Source organism: Stenotrophomonas sp. SAM-B (assembly GCF_013387485.1).
GTDB classification, from domain to species: Bacteria; Pseudomonadota; Gammaproteobacteria; order Xanthomonadales; family Xanthomonadaceae; genus Stenotrophomonas; species Stenotrophomonas maltophilia_AA.
This window is the reverse complement of sequence record NZ_JABBXB010000002.1, coordinates 332,205-356,886: the sequence shown is the minus strand read 5'-3', so window position 1 is coordinate 356,886 and position 24,682 is coordinate 332,205. Positions and strand designations below refer to the sequence as shown.

At 68.2% G+C, this 24,682-nt stretch carries 26 protein-coding genes; 6 read left to right on the top strand and 20 right to left on the bottom strand.

Annotated features, from left to right (window positions below; genetic code table 11):
* The first annotated feature begins 5 nt into the window (after positions 1-5).
* Both HH110_RS05875 and HH110_RS05870 read left to right on the top strand, forming a co-directional pair.
* Positions 6-1,154: an MFS transporter gene (locus HH110_RS05875; protein WP_176988791.1), complete on the top strand. Its 1,149-nt coding sequence runs from the start codon at positions 6-8 to the stop codon at positions 1,152-1,154.
* 55 nt (positions 1,155-1,209) lie between these two features.
* On the top strand, positions 1,210-2,034 hold the full coding sequence (locus HH110_RS05870) for an oxaloacetate decarboxylase (RefSeq protein ID WP_176988790.1): 825 nt from the start codon (positions 1,210-1,212) through the stop codon (positions 2,032-2,034).
* A 6-nt stretch (positions 2,035-2,040) separates the two neighbouring features.
* On the opposite strand, the gene HH110_RS05865 is transcribed toward HH110_RS05870, so the two are convergent.
* The gene (locus HH110_RS05865; protein WP_176988789.1) at positions 2,041-2,361 is read right to left on the bottom strand and encodes an SMR family transporter; all 321 of its coding nucleotides are present in this window, start codon (positions 2,359-2,361) and stop codon (positions 2,041-2,043) included.
* Positions 2,358-2,729 (bottom strand): multidrug efflux SMR transporter, encoded by a 372-nt coding sequence (locus HH110_RS05860; RefSeq protein ID WP_176988788.1) that lies wholly within the window; start codon positions 2,727-2,729, stop codon positions 2,358-2,360. The genes HH110_RS05865 and HH110_RS05860 overlap by 4 nt, the downstream gene beginning before the upstream one ends.
* A gap of 316 nt (positions 2,730-3,045) precedes the next feature.
* On the opposite strand from HH110_RS05860, the gene HH110_RS05855 reads away from it, so the two are divergent.
* Entirely contained in the window at positions 3,046-3,909 is an 864-nt protein-coding gene (locus tag HH110_RS05855; RefSeq protein WP_176988787.1) for a LysR family transcriptional regulator, read from the top strand.
* A 9-nt stretch (positions 3,910-3,918) separates the two neighbouring features.
* On the opposite strand, the gene cml is transcribed toward HH110_RS05855, so the two are convergent.
* The 6 genes from cml to HH110_RS05825 form a co-directional block, all read right to left on the bottom strand.
* Positions 3,919-5,118: a CmlA/FloR family chloramphenicol efflux MFS transporter gene (gene cml / locus HH110_RS05850; protein WP_176988786.1), complete on the bottom strand. Its 1,200-nt coding sequence runs from the start codon at positions 5,116-5,118 to the stop codon at positions 3,919-3,921.
* 149 nt (positions 5,119-5,267) lie between these two features.
* Positions 5,268-6,197, bottom strand: a complete 930-nt coding sequence (locus HH110_RS05845) for a M14 family metallocarboxypeptidase (protein WP_176988785.1) — start codon at positions 6,195-6,197, stop codon at positions 5,268-5,270.
* Between the two features lie 76 nt (positions 6,198-6,273).
* On the bottom strand, positions 6,274-6,930 hold the full coding sequence (locus tag HH110_RS05840) for an SDR family oxidoreductase (protein ID WP_176988784.1): 657 nt from the start codon (positions 6,928-6,930) through the stop codon (positions 6,274-6,276).
* Between the two features lie 77 nt (positions 6,931-7,007).
* Complete coding sequence (locus HH110_RS05835; RefSeq protein ID WP_176988783.1) at positions 7,008-7,427, bottom strand: cupin domain-containing protein; 420 nt, start codon at positions 7,425-7,427, stop codon at positions 7,008-7,010.
* Positions 7,428-7,672: 245 nt separating this feature from the next.
* Complete coding sequence (locus HH110_RS05830) at positions 7,673-8,650, bottom strand: zinc-binding dehydrogenase (RefSeq protein ID WP_176988782.1); 978 nt, start codon at positions 8,648-8,650, stop codon at positions 7,673-7,675.
* A 51-nt stretch (positions 8,651-8,701) separates the two neighbouring features.
* A complete protein-coding gene (locus HH110_RS05825; RefSeq protein WP_176988781.1) occupies positions 8,702-9,472 on the bottom strand; it encodes a hypothetical protein in 771 nt (256 codons plus the stop codon).
* Positions 9,473-9,598: 126 nt separating this feature from the next.
* Between HH110_RS05825 and HH110_RS05820 the strand changes: the two genes are divergently transcribed.
* The gene (locus HH110_RS05820; protein ID WP_342589226.1) at positions 9,599-10,945 is read left to right on the top strand and encodes an Nramp family divalent metal transporter; all 1,347 of its coding nucleotides are present in this window, start codon (positions 9,599-9,601) and stop codon (positions 10,943-10,945) included.
* Positions 10,946-11,029: 84 nt separating this feature from the next.
* Positions 11,030-11,863 carry a class I SAM-dependent methyltransferase gene (locus HH110_RS05815; RefSeq protein WP_176988780.1) on the top strand — a complete coding sequence of 278 codons (834 nt, stop codon included), beginning with the start codon at positions 11,030-11,032 and terminating at the stop codon, positions 11,861-11,863.
* A gap of 35 nt (positions 11,864-11,898) precedes the next feature.
* Here HH110_RS05815 and HH110_RS05810 read toward each other — a convergent pair whose 3' ends face one another.
* From HH110_RS05810 to cyoA, 7 genes are read right to left on the bottom strand one after another with little or no spacing between them, the layout of a single operon-like run.
* Entirely contained in the window at positions 11,899-13,398 is a 1,500-nt protein-coding gene (locus tag HH110_RS05810; protein ID WP_176988779.1) for an MFS transporter, read from the bottom strand.
* A gap of 37 nt (positions 13,399-13,435) precedes the next feature.
* A complete protein-coding gene (locus HH110_RS05805; RefSeq protein WP_176988778.1) occupies positions 13,436-14,005 on the bottom strand; it encodes an SCO family protein in 570 nt (189 codons plus the stop codon).
* Positions 14,002-14,484 (bottom strand): copper chaperone PCu(A)C, encoded by a 483-nt coding sequence (locus tag HH110_RS05800; protein ID WP_176988777.1) that lies wholly within the window; start codon positions 14,482-14,484, stop codon positions 14,002-14,004. Before HH110_RS05800 ends, HH110_RS05805 begins: the two co-directional genes overlap by 4 nt.
* Positions 14,481-14,804 carry a cytochrome o ubiquinol oxidase subunit IV gene (gene cyoD / locus HH110_RS05795; RefSeq protein WP_176988776.1) on the bottom strand — a complete coding sequence of 108 codons (324 nt, stop codon included), beginning with the start codon at positions 14,802-14,804 and terminating at the stop codon, positions 14,481-14,483. The genes HH110_RS05800 and cyoD overlap by 4 nt, the downstream gene beginning before the upstream one ends.
* A complete protein-coding gene (gene cyoC / locus HH110_RS05790; protein ID WP_176988775.1) occupies positions 14,801-15,439 on the bottom strand; it encodes a cytochrome o ubiquinol oxidase subunit III in 639 nt (212 codons plus the stop codon). Before cyoC ends, cyoD begins: the two co-directional genes overlap by 4 nt.
* On the bottom strand, positions 15,436-17,415 hold the full coding sequence (cyoB, locus tag HH110_RS05785; protein WP_176988774.1) for a cytochrome o ubiquinol oxidase subunit I: 1,980 nt from the start codon (positions 17,413-17,415) through the stop codon (positions 15,436-15,438). The genes cyoC and cyoB overlap by 4 nt, the downstream gene beginning before the upstream one ends.
* Before the next feature lie 2 nt (positions 17,416-17,417).
* Positions 17,418-18,392, bottom strand: coding sequence for a ubiquinol oxidase subunit II (gene cyoA, locus HH110_RS05780; RefSeq protein WP_176988773.1), 975 nt, complete (start codon positions 18,390-18,392; stop codon positions 17,418-17,420).
* 190 nt (positions 18,393-18,582) lie between these two features.
* On the opposite strand from cyoA, the gene HH110_RS05775 reads away from it, so the two are divergent.
* Entirely contained in the window at positions 18,583-19,950 is a 1,368-nt protein-coding gene (locus tag HH110_RS05775; protein WP_176988772.1) for a PLP-dependent aminotransferase family protein, read from the top strand.
* Positions 19,951-19,969: 19 nt separating this feature from the next.
* On the opposite strand, the gene HH110_RS05770 is transcribed toward HH110_RS05775, so the two are convergent.
* The 5 genes from HH110_RS05770 to HH110_RS05750 all read right to left on the bottom strand — a co-directional run bounded on the left by HH110_RS05770 (position 19,970) and on the right by HH110_RS05750 (position 24,594).
* Entirely contained in the window at positions 19,970-20,239 is a 270-nt protein-coding gene (locus HH110_RS05770) for a hypothetical protein (protein WP_019184646.1), read from the bottom strand.
* Between the two features lie 81 nt (positions 20,240-20,320).
* Positions 20,321-20,863, bottom strand: a complete 543-nt coding sequence (locus tag HH110_RS05765) for a hypothetical protein (RefSeq protein ID WP_176988771.1) — start codon at positions 20,861-20,863, stop codon at positions 20,321-20,323.
* 17 nt (positions 20,864-20,880) lie between these two features.
* Positions 20,881-21,927: a DUF2955 domain-containing protein gene (locus tag HH110_RS05760; RefSeq protein ID WP_176988770.1), complete on the bottom strand. Its 1,047-nt coding sequence runs from the start codon at positions 21,925-21,927 to the stop codon at positions 20,881-20,883.
* Complete coding sequence (locus tag HH110_RS05755; RefSeq protein ID WP_176988769.1) at positions 21,924-23,063, bottom strand: HlyD family secretion protein; 1,140 nt, start codon at positions 23,061-23,063, stop codon at positions 21,924-21,926. Before HH110_RS05755 ends, HH110_RS05760 begins: the two co-directional genes overlap by 4 nt.
* A gap of 28 nt (positions 23,064-23,091) precedes the next feature.
* Entirely contained in the window at positions 23,092-24,594 is a 1,503-nt protein-coding gene (locus HH110_RS05750) for an efflux transporter outer membrane subunit (protein ID WP_176988768.1), read from the bottom strand.
* Between the last annotated feature and the right edge of the window lie 88 nt (positions 24,595-24,682).

Below are 24,682 nucleotides of genomic sequence, written 5' to 3'. Positions count from 1 at the left end.
AATCCATGTCGACGCGTTCTGCTTCTTCCTCCCTCCTCGCCCGTGGCCAGCAGCACGCCACCCGCGCCGCCTTCTTCCTGCCCGGCTTCGCCACCGCCGCCTGGGCGCCGCTGGTGCCGTTCGCCAAGAACCGCACGGGCCTGGATGAAGGCTCGCTGGGCCTGGTGCTGCTGTGCCTGGGCGCCGGTTCGCTGCTGGCGATGCCGATCGCCGGGATGCTCGCCGCACGCCACGGCTGCCGTGCGGTGATGATCGCCACGCTGGTGATGGTGATCGCCACCCTGCCCCTGCTGGCCATCGCGCCCTCGCCGCTGACCTTGGGCGCGGTGCTGTTCGTGTTCGGTGCCGGCGTGGGCGCCTGCGATTGCGTGATGAACATGCAGGCGATCATGGTCGAGCGCGACAGCGGCCGGCCGATGATGTCCGGCTTCCACGCCTTCTACAGCATCGGCGGCGCGGTCGGTGCCGGCGCGATGACCGGCCTGCTCGCGGTCCACCTGCCGCCGTGGCTGGTGTGCCTGCTGGCCTCGGCGGTGATGGCGGCGCTGCTGGCGATCTCGCTGCCGTACTGGCGGACCGACAAGGCCCCCAGCGATGCGCCGATGTTCGCGGTGCCGCACGGGGTGGTGCTGGCGATCGGCGTGCTGTGTTTCGTGGCGTTCCTGGCCGAGGGCTCGGTGCTCGACTGGAGCGCGGTGTTCCTGCATGAAGTGCAGCAGGTCGACCCCTCTCGCGCCGGCCTGGGGTATCTGGCCTTCGCCATCGCGATGACCGTGACCCGGCTGGTCGGCGACGGCGTGGTGGCCCGGCTCGGCCGCCACCGTTCGATCCTGATCGGCAGCCTGGTGGCGGCGTCGGGCTTCGCCCTGGCGACATTTGCGACCTGGATGCCGCTGGCCCTGTGCGGGTATGCGTTGGTCGGCCTCGGCTGCGCGAACATCGTCCCGGCGCTGTTCTCGATGGCGGGCAACCAGAAGGTCATGCCGGAAAGCCTGGCCATCCCGGCGATCACCACGCTCGGCTATGCAGGCGTGTTGGCCGGCCCGGCGCTGATCGGTTTCGTTGCGCAGGCAAGCAGTCTGGTGTTCGCCTTCAGTGCGGTGGCGGTGACGCTGGTGCTGGTGGGGCTGTGCGCGCGGTGGGTAAGGGCCTGACGGGCGTGCCGGACGATGGCGTTACCATCGGTCCACTGCCCAACGGATGTGCACCATGACGGCCCTGCCCTTCGATCCCCGCCCGCGCCGCGCGGCCTTCCGCGCACTGCATGAGGACGGTTGCTTCGTGCTGCCCAATCCGTGGGATGCCGGCAGCGCACGCTATCTGCACAGCCTCGGCTTCCAGGCGCTGGCCTCGACCAGCTCCGGCTATGCGTGGAGCCAGGCGCAGGCCGATGGCACGCTGACCCTGGACGAAACGCTCGCGCATCTGCACAGCCTGGCCGCCGCGACCCCGCTCCCCTTGAATGCCGATTTCGGCGATGGCTTCGGCACGCTGGAGGATGTCGGCAGCAACGTCACCCGCGCCATCGCCACCGGGGTGGCGGGCATTTCCATCGAAGATGCCGGCGCCGATCCCGCCCATCCGCTGCGCACGCTGGAGGATGCCGTCGCACGGGTACGGGCCGCACGCCGCGCGATCGACGCCTCCGGCGAAGACGTACTGCTGATCGGCCGCGCCGAGAACTTCTTCGTCGGCCGCCCGGATCTGGACGATGCGATCACCCGCCTGCGGGCCTATGCCGACGCCGGCGCGGACTGTCTGTACGCACCGGGCATCAGCACCCGCGAACAGATCGAGGCCGTCGTGGCTGCAGTGGCGCCGCGTCCGGTCAACCTGCTGGTCGGCAGCGCACTGCCCTTCACCCTGCAGGACATCGCCGGCATGGGCGTGCGCCGGGTCAGCGTGGGCGGTGCGATGGCGCGTACGGCCTGGGGCGGGATGATGCGCGCCTCGCAGTTGCTGATGGACGAGGGCCGCTTCGACGGGTTCGCCGACGCGGCCTCCGGGGCGGTGTTGAATCAGTTGTTCCGCTGATCAAACTCAGTGGCTGGACAGCACCACCACCGCAGCGGTGACGAGCGCGATCCCCACCCAGCCGATCGGGCGCAGGCGGTTGCCGAACAGCACGCGCCCGCAGAGGGCCGTGCCGATCACCCCGATGGCGCCCCACATCGCATAGGCCGTGGCCAGGTCCATGGTCTTGACCGCCTGGCCGAGCAACGCGAAGGCAATCCAGACCAGCCCGATAGCGGCAACGCCCCACGCCGGTTTACGGAAGCCATCGGACTTGGCGACCATCATGTTGGCGACGATGTCGATCAGCGCCGAGCACAGCACGAACAGGAACGCGGTGACCGTCATGACGTGTGCTCCTCGCCGAGGGTGACGCACACGATACCGGCCGCCGCCATCACCAGCCCGAGCATCTGCTGCACCGAGAGGCTGTCCTTGAACACGAACATGCCGACCAGCGTGAGCAGGGTCAGGCCGAGGCCTTCCCACACCGCGTAGGCCACACCGACCGCGATGCCGCGCACCGACAGTGCCAGGAAGTAGTACGAAATGGCCAGGGCAACGGCCATGACCACATAGCCGAGATGGCCACCATGACGGGCGGCATCGGCCATGAACGAGGTACCGACCACTTCGGCGACGATCGCCACGGTCAGGCAGGCCCAGGCGATCAGACCGCCACGGGCACGGGATTGCGAATGCACCTGTGTGTGCATGGAAAGCTCCTTGATTGCGGCCGGCGCACACCGGCGGAACGCCGGGCACCGGGGCATCGGCCGGGATGGCGGATGCACGTGCGTCGCTGCGGGCCGGGTGACCTGGCTGCCGACACCGGGTCGGCACTGGCGGCACCGCATCGGCACCGCATAGGAACCGCACCGGTAGGTACCGACCGCATCGACACCGCGCCGGTAGGTACCGACCGTTGGTCGGTACGCGCCAGCCGGGCCATGGCACCCAAGCGACGCGCCCATTATCATCGCCTTTTCCATCACTCCCAAGATGGAATCCATCGACAAAGGCGATACATCCATGCGTTACGGCCCCGAATCCCTGCATGCCTTCGTCGAAGCCGCCGCACTCGGCTCGTTCTCCGCCGCCGCCCGCCGCCTGAAGAAGACCCAATCGACCATCAGCACCGCGATCGCCACGCTGGAGGCTGAGCTGGGCCTCACCCTGTTCGACCGCAGCGGCCGCTATCCGGTCCTGACCGAAGACGGGCGCAAAGTGCTGGGCCATGCGCAGGAAATCCTCGCCGCCGCCGATCGCCTGGAGCAGCTCAGCATCCGGCTGGCCGACGAGGTCGAACCGCGCCTGAGCCTGGTGTTCTCGGATATCTACCAGCTCAACCCCGACCAGCATCTGCTGCGTCGGTTCGAGCAGCGCTTCCCGGATATCGAGCTGGAATGGCTGGATGCCGAAGGCAGCGACGTGTTGGACGTCGTGCAGCGCGGCCGCGCCCATCTCGGGCTGATCCCGCACCAGCCGGCGTACCCGTCCGAACTGGCGGTGCGCGCCCTGCCCCTGCGCGCGGACATGGCCATCTTCGTCGCCACCGGCCACCCGCTGGCGGCGCTGCCTGCGCCCGACGAATCGCATCTGGCCAGCCACCGCCAGATCTGCCTGAGCGGCGATGCCGCACGCGAGGGCCATGCACGCGGCCGCACCTGGTCGGCGTCGGACTACCTGATGGTGCTGGAGATGGCCGAGGACGGGTTCGGCTGGGCGGAGTTGCCGCGCTCGCTGGTGACGCGCTATGGCCGGGGCATGCTGGTTGAGCTGCCCCTGCCCGGCTGGCCGCGGCTGGTCTCCACCGATGCGGTGTGGCAAAAAGGCACGCCGCTGGGACCGGCGGCGCTGTGGCTGCTGGATCAATTCCTGCTGCCGGCCCCCTGACGCGCCCCCTCAGGACGCGGCCTGCTCCCTGCGTTGCAGCGCCGCCAGGGCGAGCAGCACGACGACGGCCATCCCCAGCGGGAATACGATCAGCGGCCACGCTGTGTCCCCGGGCAACGCCAGCACCACCGCGGTGCCGGCTACACCCACCAGCAGGCTCTCCACGCAGAAGTACACCGCGACAGCCAGGCCCGCCATGTCGTCGAACGCCTTCAACGCCCCATTGGCGGTCACCGCCACGGTGACCACGATGCCGACGGCCGACACCCACATCGGCAGGATGAACGTCACGAATGACGGTCGATCCAACCACTGTCCCGCGACGAGCAGGACCGCCCCCATGACCAGCAGTCCCATGCCACGCGCCAGGCAGCCGCCCTCGCCCCAGCCCATCACGGCATGACGGACCCAGCGGGTGGTGACCACCATCACCAACGCCACCGTGGCGAACGCCAGGCTGAAGGCCAGCGGTGCGTAGCCCGCGCGCTCGATGAGAACACGCGGCGCGGTGGAGAAGAACACGAAGAACGTTCCCATCGCGGCACTGAAGCCGAGCGTATAGGTCCAGAACCGCAGGCTGCGCAACACCCGCCCGACGTGTCGCGGTGACGCCTCGGCCCGGCTGGGGCGGGTTTCATGCCAGCCACGTGCTGCATTCGCCAGCGCAAGTGACGCAACCAACCCCAGAGCGATGAAAATCGCGCGCCAGCCCCACCCCCCGGCAACCACCGCGCCGAGAATCGGTCCCAACGCCGGGACGAAGGCAAGCATCGCGCTGAACACGGCGTAGATCGTGGTCCCTTCTTCACGATGGGCGTAGACGTCGCGCACGGTGGCAAAGGTCGCCACCAGCATCGCCGAGGCGCCCAGTGCCTGCAGCACGCGGAACGTGATGAACATCGGCACGTCCGAGGAGGCGGCCATGCCGAACGAGGCGGCTGCGAACAGCGCTCCTCCTCCGAGCAGGACCGGGCGCCTGCCGAGCCCGTCGGCCAGCGGGCCGAACAGCAGTTGCCCCACGCCCAGCAGCACCATGTAGACACTCAAGGTGAGCTGGATGACTGCCGGCGTGGTGCCGAGCACCCCCGGCATCTCGGGTACGACGGGGAGATAGATATCCATCGCCAGCGAGGCCAGGAGATCGAACGGTGCCATCAGCCAAAGCGCTGCAGGCAGGGAGTGGGTCCAGACAGGATTTCGAGCAGACATGCGTAAACCTCCGCGCAGTGAAGAACACAGCGCAGCGTCTGTCCTATCAGGCAATGCCGTTCGACAGAGCGCCGCAACAACGACCAGGGTTGTTGCGGCTTACTCGTCCGAGGACTTGGCGTTTCCCATGCAGTTACTCCCAGGCCGGATCAGCGGCCGACCGGATGTGCGATAGCGTAATCGATCGCCGCGCAGATCGCCGCCACCTGGGCATCGTTGCACTGCTGCGGCGTGGCACGCGGGCTGTCCGGGTACACCTCGGTGGTGGTGGTATACCTCGCGCCACTGACACTGGCGCACAGGCCCAGTTTCTCCAACGGATACTCGATCACCCCCGGCGCCACCACCGGCGAGCCGATGATCTCGCCCTTGTCGTCGGCCGGGGCGATGTGGGTCACCCGCTCCACCGCTGCATTGACCGCGGTCTGGAACGCGGGCTGCGGGTTCTCGCTGTCATCGACCAGGTAGAAACCATCGGGAATCAGCCCCGGTTCAAACGGTTTGCCGTCGCGTGCGGCCAGGGCCGGGCGGAATTCGGTCTCGTCCGTGTCGGTGGTTTCGTGCAGGTCGATATGCATCGCGATGCTGCCGCGCAGCGGCGCGACCAGGGCCATCAGCGCCGCGGATTCGGCCGCCGGACTGTTGGCCATGAACGAGCGGTTCGGGTCGATCGCATCGGCGTTCCAGCGCTGGATGCGCTCGTAGCCCCAAGGGCTGACGCAGGGCACCACCAGCAGATTGGCGCGGCCGGCATACTCCGCTGCGCGGGTCTGCAGGAACTGCAGTGCGCCCTGCACGCCGCTGGTTTCGTAACCATGGATACCGCCGGTGACCAGCATCGTCGGCAGCGCCGCATTCCAGTCGCGGCTGCGTACCGCGAACAGCGGGTACTGGTCCGGCGCGTAGTCCAGCGTGCCGTACTGACTCACATCGAAGTGGCTGCGAAGGGCCTCGACGGCCGGCAGCACGTCATCGGCGTAGCGCCGCTGCGGCACCTGGCGGGCACGCCACTGCGCCTCCTCCGCTGCGCCCCACGGCTTGCCGGGGGTGCCGATGGGATAGAAGGAGGCGTCGTTCATGGCGTGCTCGTCTGTGTTGCGGTGTGGAAAGGCGATTTTACCATCGCCTTCAGCCTCGCCACGCAGGGCTGCCCGCTTACGTCCGGGCAAGCTGCGCGACAGCGTCCTCCACCGGCCGGTCGCCTTCGGTCAGCTCGATGATCGTGCGGCGCACCTCGGGGTGCTCGACCAGCGCGACCAGCGTGGCAGCCACATCGGCGCGTGGGATATCGCCGTACGCAATCGCCGGGCCGGCGCTGACGTGGCCAGTGCCCGGCGCATCGCTCAAGGTGCCCGGGCGCAGGATCACCCAGTCCAGATCGGTGGCGGCCAGATACACATCGGCGCGCTTCTTGACCGTCATGTAATTCTCGAAGCCCTCGCCCATACCCTTGTTGCGGCCCGCTTCCGGGAATGCCGAGACCAGCAGGAAGCGACGCACGCCGGCCTGCCGGGCGGCATCGACGGCAAGTTCCAGGCCGCGGCCATCGATGGCGTTGGTCACTTCCACGCCTGCGCCACCCGCACCGGCGGTGAACACCACCACGTCACTGCCGGCCATCTGTGCGGCCAGTGCAGCCACGTCGGTGGCGGTGAGATCACCGGTGACCGGCGTAGCGCCAAGTGCCTCCAGTTCAGCGCCCTGCCCGGCGCGGCGATGCAGTGCGAGCACGCGATGCTGTTTGTCGGTCAGCTGCTTGACCAGGTGACGGCCGACCTTGCCGGCCGCGCCGACGATGAAGACAGTGCTCAAGACGGTTCTCCTGTTTCAATCGACCTGCAAGGGTACGCAGGCGGATGTGACACGACCGTCCCGACGCGCGCCGGCGTTCAGCCGCCGCTGTACTGCGCGTCGCTGACCTGCTCCATCCACGTCACCGGCGAACCGTCGACCGCTTCGGCGATCGCGATATGCGTCATCGCGGTAGCTGCCTTCGCGCCATGCCAGTGCTTGACGCCCGGCGGGATCCAGACGATGTCGCCGGGTCGGATCTCGCGCGCGGGCTTGCCCCATTCCTGCACGCTGCCCACGCCCGCGGTGACGATCAGGGTCTGGCCCAGCGGATGGGTATGCCACGCGGTGCGTGCACCGGGCTCGAAGGTGACAGTGGCTCCGCCGACCCGTGCGGGCGCGTCGGTCTGGAACGGTGCATCGATGCGCACCTTGCCGGTGAAATAGTCCGCCGGACCGGCCGCCGAGGCGGTGGTGCCCGCGCTGGCGATGCGGATGGGCGCGGTTTCGGTGGGCATGGCGCGATCTCCTGGAGGAACGGCGCAGTTCGCCGCGGACCCTCACTGTAGGCGCGCGGCCGCACCGGGACTAGCCGCCGCGACCGGCATGCAGTCATGAGCCCAGCTCACCAATGGATCAGGCGGTCACTGATGACGGAGGCCGGCGATTGCGTGCGCGTGGACCGCTAGAGCGGGCCTAGGGTCTCGGCTGCATGTCCGCGGGCTCCGCGACAGCCGACCATGGGTCGGCTCTACCGTAGCTGTCAGGGACGCAGCAGCACCTTGCCGTTGCGGCCCGGCACCAGGCTGGCCTTGGCGGCATCGCCGACCTCATCCAGCCCGAACACGCCGTCCACCGGCAGGCTCAATCCACCGCGGGCGGCCAGCTGCAGCAGTTCGCCGACCAGGCGACGCTTGTCCTCCGGGGCCATGGCCTGGCTGACCTTGCTGCCCCAGAAGCCCTTCACCGTGGCCTGCTTGAAGATCACGTCGCCCGAGCTGAGCTGCATCGGCTCGCCGGTCATCGAGCCGAACGAGACCAGCGTGCCGCCGTCGCCGAGCAGGGTCATCAGCTCGCTGCTGGCGCGCCCGCCGACCGAGTCGACCGCGGCGGCGATCGAGGCGCCGCCGGTCGCGGCCTGCACCTGCGCCATCCAATCGGACTGCGCGGTGGAGATCGTGTGGTCGATGCCGAGCTCGGCCATTTCGGCCACGCCGGCATCGCGCCGCACCAGGTTGATGCAGTGCACGCCGCGCGCCTTGGCCAGCATCGCCAGCGCCTTGCCGACCGCGCCGTTGGCCGCGTTCTGGAGGATCCACTGGCCTTCCTTCACCTGCAGGAATTCCAGCAGCATCAGCGCACTCAGCGGCATGGCGATCAGCTGCGCGGCGGTGTTGTCATCGATGCTGTCCGGCATCGGAATGACCATGCGTGCCGGCGCGATGAAGGACTCGGCCCAGGTGCCATGCACCGAGGCGGCGCTGACGCGCTGGCCGATCTTCAGGCCTTCGACGCCCTCGCCCAGCGCGTCGATCACGCCAGTCCCTTCGCTGCCACCGATCGCCGGCAGCTCGGGCTTGTAGCCGTACTGGCCGCGCACGGTCCACAGGTCGTGGTTGTGGATGGGCGCCAGCACGGTGCGGATGCGCACCTCGCCGGCCGCCGGGGTCGGCTGCGGCACGTCGCCGCCGTGCAGTACCTGGGTGGGATCACCAAAGGTGGTATGGATCGCAGCGCGCATCAGCAACGCTCCTTCTTCACGATGTTCATGGGGGGTCTCCTGCAACGGGAATCAACGACGATGACGGTGCGCGGCGGCGATCGCGCGCGGCTGGCGGTACGCGCGTACGCGCAACCAGACGGTCTGGATCACCACGATGATGATCAGTACCAGGGCCAGGGTGGCGATGTTCCCCGCCCCCGGCAGATCCCAGCCGGACTGCTTGACGTACATGCCGGCCAGCGCCCAGATCACGGCCGCCGGATAGGCGAAATGCCCGCGCAGCAGCTGGTTCACGACGAGCACCAACAGCGTGGCCAGGACCAGCAGCACCAGGCTCCAGCCGAGCATGTTGTCGGTCGGCAACCAGCGGTAGGCGACGATCACCTGGGCAGTGTTGAGGTAGGCCGCCAGCGACAGCCAGCCTGCATGCAACCCGAGCGGATAGGCGGCCCAGGCGCGCTGACCGCCCGGAGCGGTGATCGGCGAAGCGCGGTAGGCGGCCACGATCAGGCAGAGCAAGGCGGCCCAGATGATCGCCAGCGCCGGCAGGAACCACTGGTTGGAGAACACCGGCATCCAGGCGGCGGTGAGCGCGAAGCCCGCCGCGGCCCACGGGCGCACCCCGGTGATGTCGGGCTTGCGCAGGCGCAGCTGCCAGAACCCGAACAGCACGTCCCACAGGAAGATCACGCCCCAGATAGCGAAGGCGTACCCGGCCGCCACCAGCAGCGTCGGATACTGGTCGGACACTGCGCCGTTGGTCGGGCCGAACATGCCGGTCTGTGAGAGCCACGCCACTACGGGCATCGCCAATGCGGCCAACAACACGATCCAACGCATGCATCCACTCCAGCTGAAAAGAGCGATGACGATACGCGGTTCAGGGTTAAGACGTTGGGAGCCAACAAATCGCGGAGGCCACAGATTGCAAAGACTTACTAACATAGCCTCTGCTATATTGCGGCCGTGGACACCCAACGCCGCCCCGGGAACTCCCCTGCCTGGCCTTCCTCGGCCGGGCACACGCCCAGCCTGGGTGAGATGAACGCCAGCGTGGCGGTGCCCAGCGGCGGCCACTGGTGGTTCCGGCTGCTGGCCTTCCTCGGCCCCGGCTACATGATTTCGGTCGGCTACATGGACCCGGGCAACTGGGCCACGGACATCGCCGGCGGCGCGCAGTTCGGCTATCTGCTGCTGTCGGTGATCCTGCTCTCCAATCTGATGGCGATCGTGCTGCAGGGGCTGTCCGCGCGGCTGGGCATCGCGACCGGACGGGATCTGGCGCAGGCGTGCCGCGATCACTATTCGCGGCCGGTGAACCTGGGCCTGTGGCTGCTGTGCGAGATCGCGATCATCGCCTGCGATCTGGCCGAGGTGATCGGCACGGCGATCGCGCTGAAGCTGCTGTTCGGCATCCCGCTGCTGGCCGGCGCGATCATCACCGCGGTGGACGTGGTGCTGGTGCTGCTGCTGATGAACCGCGGCTTCCGCGCGCTGGAAGCCTTCGTGATCGCGCTGCTGCTGGTGATCTTCGGCTGCTTCGCGATCCAGATCTTCATCGCCGCCCCGCCGCTGCAGGCCGTGCTGGCCGGCTTCATCCCGCACGCGCAGGTAGTGACCGACCCCAAGGCGCTGTACCTGGCGATCGGCATCATCGGTGCCACCGTGATGCCACACAACCTCTACCTGCACTCCTCCATCGTGCAGACCCGGGCTTACCCACGCACCGATGCCGGGCGCCGCAGTGCAATGCGCTGGGCGGTGACCGACAGCACCATCGCCCTGATGCTGGCGCTCTTCATCAACGCCTCGATCCTGATCCTGGCGGCAGCGGTGTTCCATGCGCACGGCCGTACCGACGTGCAGGAGATCGAGCAGGCATACGAGCTGCTGGCGCCGATGCTCGGCGTAGGGCTGGCCTCCACCCTGTTCGCGGTCGCCCTGCTCGCCTCGGGGATCAACTCGACAGTGACCGCCACGCTGGCCGGGCAGATCGTAATGGAAGGTTTCCTGCGGCTGCGGATTGCCCCGTGGGCACGGCGCCTGATCACCCGTGGCATCGCGATCGTGCCGGTGGTGGTGGTCACCGCGATCTACGGCGAGCAGGGCACCGCGCGGTTGCTGGTGCTGAGCCAGGTGCTGCTGTCGATGCAGCTGCCGTTCGCGGTGGTACCGCTGGTGCGGTTCGTGTCGGACAAGGCCAAGATGGGGGCCCTGGTCGCGCCGCGCTGGCTGATCGCGCTGTCATGGCTGATCGGCGGCCTGATCATCGTCTTGAACGTGAAACTGCTGGTGGATGTGTGGCGGGGCTGAGCATCCCCACTTGACCTCAACGAAGGTTGAGGTGGCACAGTGCGAGCTCCTCATCCCACTGGCAAGCCCAGATCGAGCCACGCAATGACCGATACCTCGCAGCACGCGCTATGGAATGGCCCCGCCGGTGAGGCGTGGGTGGAGGCGCAGCACATTCTCGACCAGATGTTCGCGCCGCTTGCCACCCACCTGGTCGAGGCGATCCCGCCCGGCGAAGAACTGCACGTCCTCGATGTGGGCTGCGGGACCGGCGCGGTGGCGCTGGCGATTGCCGGGCGGCTGGGCCCCGGCGGGCATGTTATCGGGGTCGACATCTCGGCCCCGATGATCGCCATGGCGCGTGAACGCGCGCAGCGTGCCGGGCTGGCCGTGGAGTTCATCGTCGCCGACGCGCAGCAGCACGCGTTCCTGCCGGGAAGTCTGGACCGGATCGTGTCGCGCTTCGGGGTGATGTTCTTCGATGATCCCGTGCAGGCCTTCGGACAGCTGCAGCGGGCGGCGAAACGCGGCGGCGTGCTGCAGGCCCTGGCCTGGCGCGGCCCCGACGAGAATGCCTTCATGACCACCGCCGAGCGCGCGGCCGCGCCGTGGTTGACCCTGCCCGCGCGCCAGCCCGGGGGGCCGGGGCAGTTCGCGTTCGCCGACCGTACGCAGGTCGAGCAGATCCTGGCGGCCGCGGGCTGGGAGGACGTCGAGATCCTGCCGCTGGACGTAGTCTGCCGGATCGACCGTGCGGACCTGGCCACCTACGTGACCTTGCTGGGACCGGTCGGAAGCGCGTTACGGAATGCGCCACTCGAAGCGGCTGCACGGTCGCAGGTGATGGACGCGGTACTGCAGGCCTTTGCCCCGTTCGTTGAAGGCGATGCGGTGACGTTCACCGCCGCCTGCTGGGATGTGCGCGCCCGCGCCTGGTAGATCCACGCCCCGCGTGGATGCGACCCACCGGCGCTCTACCCCTGCGAACAGCGCCTCGCCATCAGCGCGTTCGTCAGCAGCATCGCCACCAGTGCGATCGCGGCGGCCGTCACGAACGCATAGGCCGCCCCCTCCGCATAGGCGTTGCGGGCCAGCCGCGTGAGGCTGTCGCTGGCCGCGCCCTGCACGGACAGCTCGCCCACCACCACGCGCTCGATCAGCACCGGCGTCCATGCCTGCCCGGCCTCGGTCAGCGCGCCGCGGGCGGCGTCACGTACATGGCTGGACAGCACCGCACCGAGCGTGGCGAACCCGATCAGGATGCCGGTGAAGCGCGCGGTGGTACTGATGCCCGAGGCCATGCCGGCGCGGTCCGGCGGGATCACGCTCATGATCGCCTTCTGCGTTTCGCCATTGAGCAGCCCACCGCCACTGCCCAGCACGGCCATCGCCAGCAGCAGGCCCGCACTGCTGTGCTGCCACAGCGCCACGGCGATGCCGAGGTTGCCGATCACGGCCACGCCCAGGCCAAGCGCCAGGATCTGGCCGGAAGCCCATCGCGTGCCGAGGCGGCGACCGAGGAACGGCAGCAGCAGCATCGCCAGCGCAAACGGCAGCATGTGCACGCCGGCCTGCAGCACGCTGTCGCCGCGGGCGTTCTGCAGCAGCAGCGGCAGCAACGAGGCCATCACCTGTACGCAGGCGGCGTAGGCGAACATCACCAGCACTGCGCCCACCAGCGCCGGCGCGCGGAACAGGCGCAGGTCGAGCATGGGCTGGGCCCGGCGCTGTTCGACCACGATGAAGGCCGCGGCCAGCACCGTGCCGGCCAGCAGCCACGGCAGCACCGCCGCGCTGCCCCAGCCTTCCACCGGTCCGCGGATCAGCGCCCAGGTCCACGACAGCATGCTGCCCGCGAACAGCAGTACGCCCGGCACGTCGACGCGACGGCTGACTGGATCACGCGATTCCGGCACGAAGGTCCACGCCAGGCCGGCCAGCAGCAGGCACAGGGGAAGATTGATATGGAAGGCCCAGCGCCAGCCGAACCAGGTGGCGATGGCGCCGCCGATCAACGGCGAGAGCACCATGGTCAGGCCCATGATAGCGCCCCATATCGCCCAGGCACGCGCACGCGAGGGAGCGGTCTGGTGCGCATGCCCGATCAACGACAGTGCCGGTGCCAGCATGAACGCGGCCGCCGCGCCCTGCCCGGCCCGTGCCAGGTACAAGGCCATCGCAGTACCGGCGATGCCGCACGCCACCGAGGTCAGGGCGAACAGGCTCAAGCCGATCAGGAACAGGCGCCGGCGACCGATGCGGTCGGCCAGGGTGCCCGCCGGCAGCAGCAACGCGGCGAAGCACAGCACGTAGGCACTGACCACCCACTCGATGTCCGCGAAGGAGGCCGACAGATCGCGCGCGATGGTCGGCAGCACCACACCGACCACATTGGTGTCGAGCACGGTGAGCGCGCAGCCGGCCGAGCCGAGCAGCAGCACGGCATCGGAGCGGTTGGGCGCAGTACGGCTCATCGCAGTGCCCGCCCTCGGAACGTGGCCGTCAACGGCCTCACGTGCCGGCCGCCGCCAGCCGACCGCGCAGCTTCTCCACGATCGCCTGCTCGCTCATCGCATAGCCGTACACATCCTGCAGCTGTCCGTCGGCGCCGAGCAGGAACCACGACGCGGTGTGCTCGAAGGTCGCGGTGTCGCCCTCGCCGACCCGGCGATAGCTCACGCCCAGGCTTTCGGCGATGGCACGCGTGCCCGCCTCGTCACCGGCCAGGCCGAGGAAGCCCGGATCGAAGGCGGCCAGGTACTCGCGCAGGTGCGCCGGTGTATCGCGCTGCGGGTCGACCGTCACGAAGACGACCTGCAGTCGCTCTGCCGCCGGGCCCAGGAGGCGCTTGATCTGCACCGCCTTGACCAGGCTCAGCGGGCACACCTCGGGGCAATGGGTGAACCCGAAGAACAGCAGGCTCGGCTTGCCCTGCAGATCCCGGATGGTCAACGTGCGGCCGTCGCTGCTCTCCAGCGTCACGGCCGCAAAGGCCGCCTGGCCCATTACCGGTGCCTGCCCGTCGGCGCAGCCGGCCAGCAGCATCAGTGCCAGCAGGCCCGCGCCGAGCCGACGGCTCACTTCGCCGCTCCCTGCGCGACCAGGCCGTCGCGCACGCTGAAGTCCACCGCCTGTTCGGCACCGTGGGCGAACCGGAGTTTGATCCGCACCGTCTGCCCGGCCGACAACGGCCGCTTGGGCTTCAACAGCATGAGGTGGTAGCCGCCGGGCTGCAGTGGCACGGTCTGGCCTTCCGGCAAGGCCAGGCCATCGGGCAGCGCTTCCATGCGCATCACTTCACCGTCCATGCGCATGGCATGGATCTGCACCTCGGCGAACGCCGCGGACGAGGCGGACAGCAGCCGGTCCGGCCCGCCACCGTTATGCAGCTGGACATAGCCGGCCGCCACGCTCGCCGCCGGTGGTGGCAGCCGGATCCACGGATCGCTGACCGACACCGTTGCCGCGGCGTGGATCGGCGCGGCCGCTGCCACCACCGGCATCAGGGAGCTCGTCAACAGCAGCCCGACCCACAGGGCGCCGGCGCGGGACCTGCTCATGGCGTGCCCGACATCTGCATCGGCATCATGTTGAGGTTGGCGTTGTGCATCACCCACAGCGAGCCGGCCACCACGATGGCGATCAGGAAGGCGGTGCACAGGAAGATGCCGGTGTTCTCGCGCTGGCTGCGCCCTGCCCCGATATGCAGGAACAGCACCAGCTGCGCGACCAGCTGCACCACGCACAGCACCACGATCGCGGTCAGCCGCAGCGGCTGCGGTACCAGCCCGGTCATGACCACGGTGAACGAGGCGCCGGTCAGCACCAGGCACAGCAGCAGGCCGAGGATGTAGCCCTTCAGGGTGGCGTGGCCGCTCATACGAACTCCCGCAGGTAGACGAAGGTGAACACACAGATCCAGATCAGATCCAGGAAGTGCCAGAACAGGCTCAGGCAGGCCAGGCGGCGGCGCACGATCCCGTCCAGGCCAAACTTCAGCACCTGGTGGATCATGATGGCCAGCCACAGCAGGCCGAAGGTGACGTGCAGGCCGTGCGTGGCCACCAGCGTGAAATACGCCGACAGATACGCGCTCACGTCCGGGGTGGCGCCTTCATGGATCAGCTCGGCGAACTCATACAGCTCCATGCCGATGAATACCGCACCGAGCACGCCGGTCACGGCCAGCCAGCCCACCACCTGGTTGCGCCTGCCGGCCTGCATGCCAAGCATCGCCAGGCCGAAGGTGAAGCTGCTGAGCAGCAGCACCACCGTTTCGGAGAGCACGAAGCCCAGCTTGAACAGCTCTTTCCCGCTGGGGCCATCGGCCGTGCCGTTGAGCAGCACGCCGAAGGTGGCGAACAGCACCGCGAAGATCAGGCAGTCGCCCATCAAGTACATCCAGAACCCGACGACGGTCTTGTTGCCGTCGTCGTGGTGCTCGTGGGCGTGGTCGTGATGACCGGCCGCGAGCTGCCCGTGCTGCGAAGCAGCGGTCAGGGTATCGCCGCTCATGCCTTGGCTCCTTCCATCTGCGCGAAGTGCGCGTCTTCGATGCGCTTCACCTCGGCGGCGGGCACGTAATAGTCCACGTCACGGTCGTACGAACGCAGCACGAAGGTGGCGATCACACCGATCAGGCCGAGGCCGGCCAGCACCCACATGTGCCAGACCAGGGCGAAGCACAGGACCAGGCTGAACACCGAGATCACCACGCCCGCTGCGGTATTGCGCGGCATGTGGATGTCCTCGTAGCTGTCCTGGCGCTGCCAGGCCCGGCCGTGCTGCTTGTCGTCCCAGTGCTGTTCCAGCGAGGTGATCGTCGGCAGCTTGGCGAAGTTGTAGAACGGCGGCGGCGAGGACGTGGCCCACTCCAGGCTGCGCGCATTCCACGGGTCGCCGGTGAGGTCCATGTTGGCCTTGCGGTCACGCACGCTGACATAGAACTGGATGAACATCGCGGCGATACCGGCGGCGATCACCAGCGCACCGATCGCGGCCACGATCAGCCAGGGCTGGTAGCCCTCCACGCCGTAGTGATTCATGCGGCGGGTCATGCCCTTGAAGCCCAGCACGTATAGCGGCATGAAGGCCAGGTAGAAACCGACCAGCCAGCACCAGAACGAAATCTTGCCCCAGCGCTCATTGAGGGTGAAACCAAAAGCTTTCGGGAACCAGAAGCTGATGCCGGCCAGGCAGCCGAACACCACGCCACCGATGATCACGTTATGGAAGTGCGCGATCAGGAACAGGCTGTTGTGCAGCACGAAATCGGCACCCGGGATCGCCAGCATCACGCCGGTCATGCCACCCAGGGCGAAGGTGACCATGAAGCCGATCGTCCACAACGTCGAGGAGTGGTAGCGGATCCGGCCGCGGTACATGGTGAACAGCCAGTTGAACAGCTTCACGCCGGTGGGGATCGAGATGATCGAGGTCATGATGCCGAAGAACGCATTCACGTTCGCGCCCGAGCCCATGGTGAAGAAGTGGTGCAGCCACACGAAGAACGACAGGATGCCGATCGACGAGGTCGCGTAGACCATCGAGCGGTAGCCGAACAGCGGCTTGCCCGAGAAGGTGGCGATGATCTCCGAGAACGCGCCGAAGCACGGCAGGATCAGCACGTAGACTTCCGGATGGCCCCAGATCCAGATCAGGTTGACGTACATCATGGCGTTGCCGCCGGCGTCATTGGTGAAGAAATGCATCCCGAAGTAGCGGTCCATGGTCAGCAGCGCCAGGGTCGCGGTCAGCACCGGGAAGATCGCCACGATCAGGATGTTGGTGATCAGCGCGGTCCAGGTGAACACCGGCATCTTCATCAGGTCCATGCCCGGTGCACGCATCTTGAGGATGGTGACGATGAAGTTCAGGCCGGTCAGGGTGGTGCCGATGCCGGAGACCTGCAGTGACCAGATGTAGTAGTCCACGCCCACCGTGGGGCTGTACTCGATCCCGGACAGCGGCGGATAGGCGACCCAGCCGGTCGCGGCGAAATCGCCGACGAACATCGACAGCATCACCAGCACCGCGCCGACCGCCGACAGCCAGAAGCTGAGCGAGTTGACGAACGGGAAGGCGACGTCGCGCGCGCCGATCTGCAGCGGCACCACGATGTTCATCAGGCCCACGATCAGCGGCGTGGCCACGAAGAAGATCATGATCACGCCATGCGCGGTGAAGATCTGGTCGTAGTGCTCCGGGGGCAGATAGCCGGCACTGTCATTGGCCGCGATGGCCTGCTGGGCACGCATCATCAGCGCATCGGCGAAGCCGCGCACCAGCATGACCAGGGCCAGGATGATGTACATCACGCCGATCTTCTTGTGGTCCACCGAGGTGATCCACTCGGTCCAGATATAGCCCCACTTCTTGTAGTACGTAATGGCCGCGACGATCGCCACGCCCAGCAGCAGCGAGCCCACCAGCGCCGACATGATGATCGGGTCGTGGTAGGGAATCGCTTCGAGGTTCAACTTTCCAAGCACAATCAGTTCTCCGCGGTACGGCTGGCAGACGCGGCCAGGCTTACGAGTTGGGATTTCGCGCCGGGCTCTTCGCCGGGCAGGCAGATCTCGTCGTCGGGCATGCCGCCGTAACGGCGCAGGATGCTGTCGAACAGACCGGTGTCCACGCTGGCGAAGCGCTGCATCGGCGCACCGTGGGTCGGCTTCTCCAGTTCGGCCAGGCGGGCCTGGTCCAGGTGCTCGGCGGTGCCGCGCGACTGCGCCAGCCACTGCGCGAAGTCCGCCTCGGTCATCACCCGCGCATCGAATTTCATGTCCGAGAAGCCCGAACCGCTGTAGGCGGACGACATGCCGGCATAGGTGCCCGGCGTGTGGCCGATCAGGTGCAGACGGGTCTGCATCGCGGGCATGGTGTAGACCATGCTGCCCAGCTGCGGCACGAAGAAGGCATTCATCATCGACTCGGAGGTCAGCTTGAAGGCGACCGGCGTATCGACCGGCATCACCAGCTCATTGACCGTGGCCACGTTGTGGTCCGGGTAGATGAACAGCCATTTCCAGTTGAGCGAGACCACTTCCACACGCAGCGCGGGCTTGTCCGACGCGATCGGGCGGTAGGGATCCAGTGCGTGGGTGCTCTTCCAGATCAACACGCCGAGCACGACCACGATCAGGCACGGAATCGTCCACACCACCACTTCGATCGCGGTGGAATGCGACCAGGTCGGCGCGTAGGTGGCCTCCTTGTTGGACTCGCGGTAGTGCCACGCGAAGTACAGCGTGAGGATGATCACCGGGATCACCACCAGCAGCATCAGGCCGGTGCAGACCAGGATCAGCTGCATTTCCTGCTCGGCGATGCTGCCCATGGGGTTGAACAGCTCCAGGTTCTTGCACCCTGTGAGCAATGGCAGCAGCGCTGCCAGGCCGAACCAGCGTCCGGCGCGGGCTCGACCGGCCGGGCTGGCGCGGCGAGCGGGATGTGTAGCGGGGTTCATGCGTGACGGCCCTTCCAACGCAGTGCCGGGCCGGGCGGCCCGGATCATGAAAAGTGGCGAACACCCCCCTGCATGACCGATATGCATGGGGGGTGCCCGCCGCAGCCGCGTACGTTAGGCAACGACATGATCCATACATGATGCGACACACTGTCGCAGCCCGGCCCAGCGCCGCGCGTAACATGCGCGCATGGAATGGAGCCCCCTCATCGCCGACGGCCACGGGCCGGTCTACCTGCGCATCGTGCAGGCACTGGAACGTGCGGTCTGGTCCGGCGCGCTGCGCCCCGGTGAGCGCCTGCCCGCACAGCGCGCGCTCGCCGCCGAACTCGGCGTGGACCTGACCACCATCACCCGCGCGTTCACCGAGGCACGCAAACGCGGATTGATCGATGCGCGCGGCCCGCTCGGCTCGTTCGTCGCGCCGCCGCAGGTGGAACTGACCCAACTGGTCGACCTGAGCATGAACCTGCCGCCCAGCCCCGGCGGCGGCCAGGTCGCCGACGTGCTGCGGCGTGGCCTGTCGTCCGTGCTGACCCGCAGCGATGCGGACAATCTGATGACGTATCACGTGGGCGGCGGCAGCCGCGCCGATCACCGGGCGGCCCAGCACTGGCTCAAACCGATCCTCGGCAAGGTCGATGCCGATACGCTGGTCGTCACCGAAGGCGCGCAGGCGGCGCTGTCGGCGCTGCTGCTGGCGTTGACCGACGCCGGCGACACCATCCTGTGCGAGCCCCTGGTCTATCCGGGACTGCTGCACGCCGCGCGGGTGCTGGAGCGACGGCTGCACGTGGTCGAGTGCGACGCGCACGGCATGCGTCCGGACGCGCTGGCGCGCGCCGCGAAGCAGCAGGGCGCACGGCTGATCTACCTCAACCCGACCGCGCAGAACCCCACCGCCCACACGATGCCGCAGGCACGCCGCGATGCGCTGGCCCAGGTGATCCGCACGCAGGACCTGCGACTGATCGAAGACGATCCGTACTGGCTGCTGGTCGACGACGCCGCTGGCCCGCTCGCGCTGCTGGCGCCACGGCACACCTGCTACATCTCCACCCTCTCCAAGTGCCTGAGCCCGGGATTGCACACCGGTTTCGTGCGCCTGCCCGACGGCATGGACCGGCAACCGGTGCTCGATGCCCTGCGCGCGGTCAACCTGATGGCGCCGCCACTGATGAATGCCCTGGTGACGCAGCTGATCCTGGATGGCTCGGCCCAGGCGATGCTGACGCTGGTGCAGGAAGAGGCGGCCGAGCGCCGCTACCTGGCGCAGTCGGCGTTGTCGCCGCGCTTCCTGCAGCACTGCGCGGGCGTGCATGCGTGGTGTCGGCTGCCGGCGCACTGGACCGATGCGAGCCTGACCCACGCCGCGCGGCTGCAGGGCCTGGGCATCGCACCGTCGTCGGCCTTTACGCCCGAAGGCGTGGCGATCAACGATGCGGTGCGGATTTCATTGGGCGCGGCCGCCCACCGGCAGGAACTGCACCGGGCGCTGCGCCAGCTGGATCAGCTGATGCATGTGGCGGCGGCGGAACGCCCGGGCTGGACGGTCTGAGTCCCGCGCCCCGGCAACCTCAGCCGGACACGGCCTTGGCTTGCTTCCAGACCGCTTCAAACTGGCTGGCGGTGATGCTGTCATCCGAATCGAGGTCCAGCCAGGACAAGGGCTGATCGGACAGCGGGAAACGCGCGTCGGCCTGCCCGGATTTGTCGGCCCAGACCAGCACGCTGCGATAGCTTTCGACCTGGCGGACGATCACATCGCCCTGCGCCTCGAGGTAGATCGTGCCGTTGCCGATCTCGGATTCCGCAGGGTGTTTGTAGTATTTCCGGGGCGTGCTCATGGCGTGGTCTGGATCTGGCAATGAAATGGGGCCGGGGAATATACCGTGATCCCCCGGCCACCGGGGGCCTGCCGTGGCCGCTCACGACGGCGGAAACACCGCTTTGGCGTCGCGGACGAACAGGGACCGCAGCTTGTCCCAAAAGTCGCCGCCCAGCAGGAACAGGCTGACCACCAGCAGCAGGTCACCACTCATGGCGACCAGGTGCGGGTGCTGCATGCGCAGCGAGCCGCTCTGCGGCGCGACGTACGGTCCGATCGAGCTCAGCACGATGACCGCGATGAACAGGATCAGCCCGATCCGGTAGCGCAATGGGCTGACCTGCGCCGCCGGCGCAAAGCGGCGCAGGTGCCCGCCGATCAGCGACTTGAGATAGGCGAACCCGGGCTTGCCCATGATCGCCACCGCAAGCACCAGGAACAGCTTGGGGAACCCGAGCAGCAGAACGCCGTTGAGCGTGGTCTTCAGGCCATCGGACAAGGTGGACGCCTCCACCACGGGCATCAGGCCCAGGCCGAGTATCCATCCCACGATCCAGACCGCGACACCGAGGATCAATCGCCGCCGCTGGCGTGGATCGGACGGCTGCACACCGGGAACCTGGGGAGAATCAAGGGTGGTCATCGCAATGCTCCTCGCGCTCAGCGCGGATGGGGGGACACGGAAGGGGATGGGGACGGAGCCGCCGCGCGGGGCAGCCAGCGCCAGAGCAGGTGCATCAGGGTCAGCGCGACTGCGCCGGCCAGCGCGAACTGGGTCAGGCGGGTGAGCCAGACCATGACCGAGGTCGGGCCGGTGGCCAGCGCCGTACCGAAGATGATCAGTGCCGCGTTGCAGGCCACCAGCGCGACGGCGCCGACCGCCCCGCCAGCGCTGATCCAGCGGCCGAAGCCGATCATCACCAGCAGCAGCAACAGGCTCAGGAACAGCAGATTCGGGGTACTCAACAGCACCACATGCAGGCACCAGCCCAGCAATCCACCCGCGAGGTTGCCGAGCACCAGCGCGAGCGCATGCCGTGCACTGCGTTGCGGCTCGAAATTGATCACCAGCATCACCGTGGTGACGATCACCGGCAGCGCATCGACCAGCCCCAGCAATAGGTAGACCAGCAGGACAGGCAACAGCACCAGGGTCGAGACGATCGCCAGCGCGAGTGGCGAGCCCGGCAACGGACCGGCCGGTGGAGCCGCCGATGGCGCAGGCAGCACCGGCCACAGCGCATGGACCGCCAGCATCAGCACCACCGCCAGCGCCATGCCGCGTACCAGCGCCCAGGGCAACACGGCGGCCTGCGCCGGTGCGGTCATCACCACCACTGGGATCACCGCCAGGCAGATCAGCAGCAGCATCGCCGGCAGCCGCGGGCGCCCGAGCAGCAGGCCGAAGAAGGCGAGGAACATGCCGAGCAGGGTCAGCCCGAACAGCACGATCGGCATCCCCCGCAACAGCGACGCCAACAGGTACGGGACCCAGGCCACGACCGTCATCACCATCACCAGGCCCAGCGCCATGCGGGGCGTGGGCCGCACCGGCAGGCTGGAGAGCAGCACCGCGACAAACACCGCCGCGAGGAAGCTCGGCCACCACTGCATCACCTCGCCGATGACGAACGCGGCGGTGACCGCGACCGCGAAGCGCAGCACGCCGTGCAGCCGGATCGTGGTCGCGCTGGAGGACGCGTTCATTGCAGGTAGCTCAACTGTGCGGCCAGCCATATCCATGCACGGGCCAATGGATTGAGCAGCGAACGCTCGGCGGTCAGCACCACCACGCTGGCCTGCGCACCACTCCGCCCCGGCAGTCGCGCGGTCGGTTGCGTGGGCGGGTCGAGCACGATGTGCACGGGGAAACGCTGGGGTTCGCGCAGCCACCCGGTAGGCGCCGTGACCGTCGGCAGCTCACCGGTCGGCGCCTCGCCCCCGCGTGCAATGCCCTCGCCGATGCTGTCCACGCGCCCGACGAAGACCTGCCCCGGCCGATCGTCGAAGGCCACATAGGCCCGATTCCCGGGTGCGATGCGACCCAACTGGTTCTCGCGCATGGCTGCGGTGACCCAGCGCGGCCCGTCGCCGATGAACCCCAGCACGGGTTGGCCGCGGCCGACGAACTGGCCAGGCGCCAGCCGCAGATTGCTGATGGCGCCGACCGCCGGCGCCACCACCGTGGCATGGCGCAGGTCCAGCGCGGCCTGGTCGACGGCAGCCATTGCCTGGAGCACCTGCGGAGACCCGCCCTCCCCACTGCCCAGGCGGATGCGCGCACGCTCGGCCTCGGCCTCGGCGCGCTGGATCTCCGCGCGTGCGCGCGCGATGTCACTGCGAGCGCGGATCGCCGAGGTTTCGGACAAGGCCCGCTTGGCAGCGAGATCCAGCACGATCCGGCCCAACTGCTGGCTGCTGGCCAGCTCCACCCGCTGGCGCTGCAGTTGCGCGGTGGCGACGCGCACGTCCGCGGCGGTCGCCTCCATTCCCTGATGGACAACCGCCAGATTGGCCTGGGCCGCGCGCAGGGCGATTTCGAACGGCAGCGGATCCAGACGGAACAGCACCTGGCCGGCACGCACCGGGTGGTTGTCGCGCACCTCCACGCTCACCACCGGCCCACTCACTTCCGGCGCGATCTGGACCAGGAAACCGTCCACGGTGGCCTGCGAGGTATAGGGAGTGAAGCGGTCGGCGACGAGGTGATAGACGAAGACGAGCAGCAGCAGCGCCAGCACCGCCTGCACCGCCTGCACGATACGCCGCAGCGGTGGCCGCGCGGTTGGCGCTGCGCTGGTCTCGGCCTGCGTCGGATCCGCTTCTGTCGGCTGGTTCTGCATCGTGCCCTCTCCTGGCGTGTCGATGGTGTCAGCGCGGCTGGCCGGAAACCGATGACCGACTGGCCATCTCCCGGTTCCCCCCATCCCCGCCCAGGGCCTGATACAACGCGACGCTTGCCCGGTAGCGGTCCCCGCGTGCACTGCTCAGCGCCAGCTCGGCGGAGAACAGTCCGCGTTCGGTATCGAGCACCTCCAGGTAATCCGCGTAGCCGTTGTCATACCGCTCCCGGGCCAGGTCAACCGCACGTCGCAATGCGTCCACCCGCCGTTCCAGCGACGCCACCAGGTCCGTCTTCGACTGGATGGCGGCCAGGGCGTCGTCGACGTCACGGAACGCGTTCTGGATCGTGCGCTGGTAGTCCAGCACCGCCTGCACGTTGCGGGCCTGTGCCTGTCTGTTTGCCGCATCGATCGCACCGCCGGCGAAGATCGGCCCCAGCAGTTGGCCAACGAAGGACCACGTCCGCGACGGACCACTGAACAGATCGTCCAGTGACGCGCTGGCACGCCCGCCCTGTCCGGTCAGTGACAGGGACGGAAAATACAATGCCCGGGCCACCTGGATACGCGCATGCGCAGCCACCAGTTGCTGCTCGCTCTGCAGGATGTCCGGTCGCCGCGCGAGCAGATCGGAGGGCAGTCCTGCCGGCGGCACCGGCGGCTGCAGGGTCTCCAAGGTGCCGCCACGCGCGATCGGGCCCGGATTGCGTCCGACCAGGACCGACAACGCGTTCTCCTGCTCGGCCAGCGCCTGCTGCAGTTCCGGCACGGCCGCCACGGCGCTTTCGTACTCGGCGCTGACCTGCAGCATTTCGAACTCGGACAGTGCGCCGCCGTCCAGGCGCAGCTGGAAGAGCGCCACGCTCGCGCGGCGGCCGGCCACGGTGGCGTTGGCGATCTCCAGGCGCCGATCCAGATCGAGCAGGGTGATGTAGCCGGCCACCACCGAGGCGACCACGCTCAACGCCACGCCCCGGCGCGCCTGTTCGCTGGCCATCAACTCGGCACGTGCGGCGTTCTGTTCGCTGCGCAGGCGCCCCCAGAGATCGATCTCCCAACTGGCGAACAGGCCCACCGCGTGTGTGCCGGATGCGCCGATCCCCGGCGCACGCTGACGGCCCGAGCTGACGCCGTAGCCCAACTGCGGCAACGCGGCCGACCGGGCAGCCGTGACCCGTGCGGCGAACTCGTCCACCCGCGCCACCGCGATGCCCAGATCGTGATTGGCGCGCAACGCTTCGTCGACGAGCGCATCCAGCTGCGCATCGCCGAAGCCCTGCCACCAGGGCGCCAACGTATCGAGCGAAGGTCCGTCCGCCGATGCCGATGCGATCCCGGGCAGCCGGTAGGCAGCAGGTACCTCGACGGTGGGCCGCTCGTAGGCGGGCGTGGACATGCATCCGCTCGTTGCCAGCACACCGAGCAGCGCCGCGCCGCAGACGCCGGCGGCAGACCGTACACGCAGCCGGACGCAGACCGGCCGTGCAGCAGATGCCGCGCGCGGGGGGATCGCTGACTGCGGGCACGTCATGGCGGCACCCTGTCTGTGGAGGGGATGGCGGATCAAGTGCTGGACAGGCGCGTGCCCCCTGCATCCCCAGGACGCTCCTGCCTTTCGC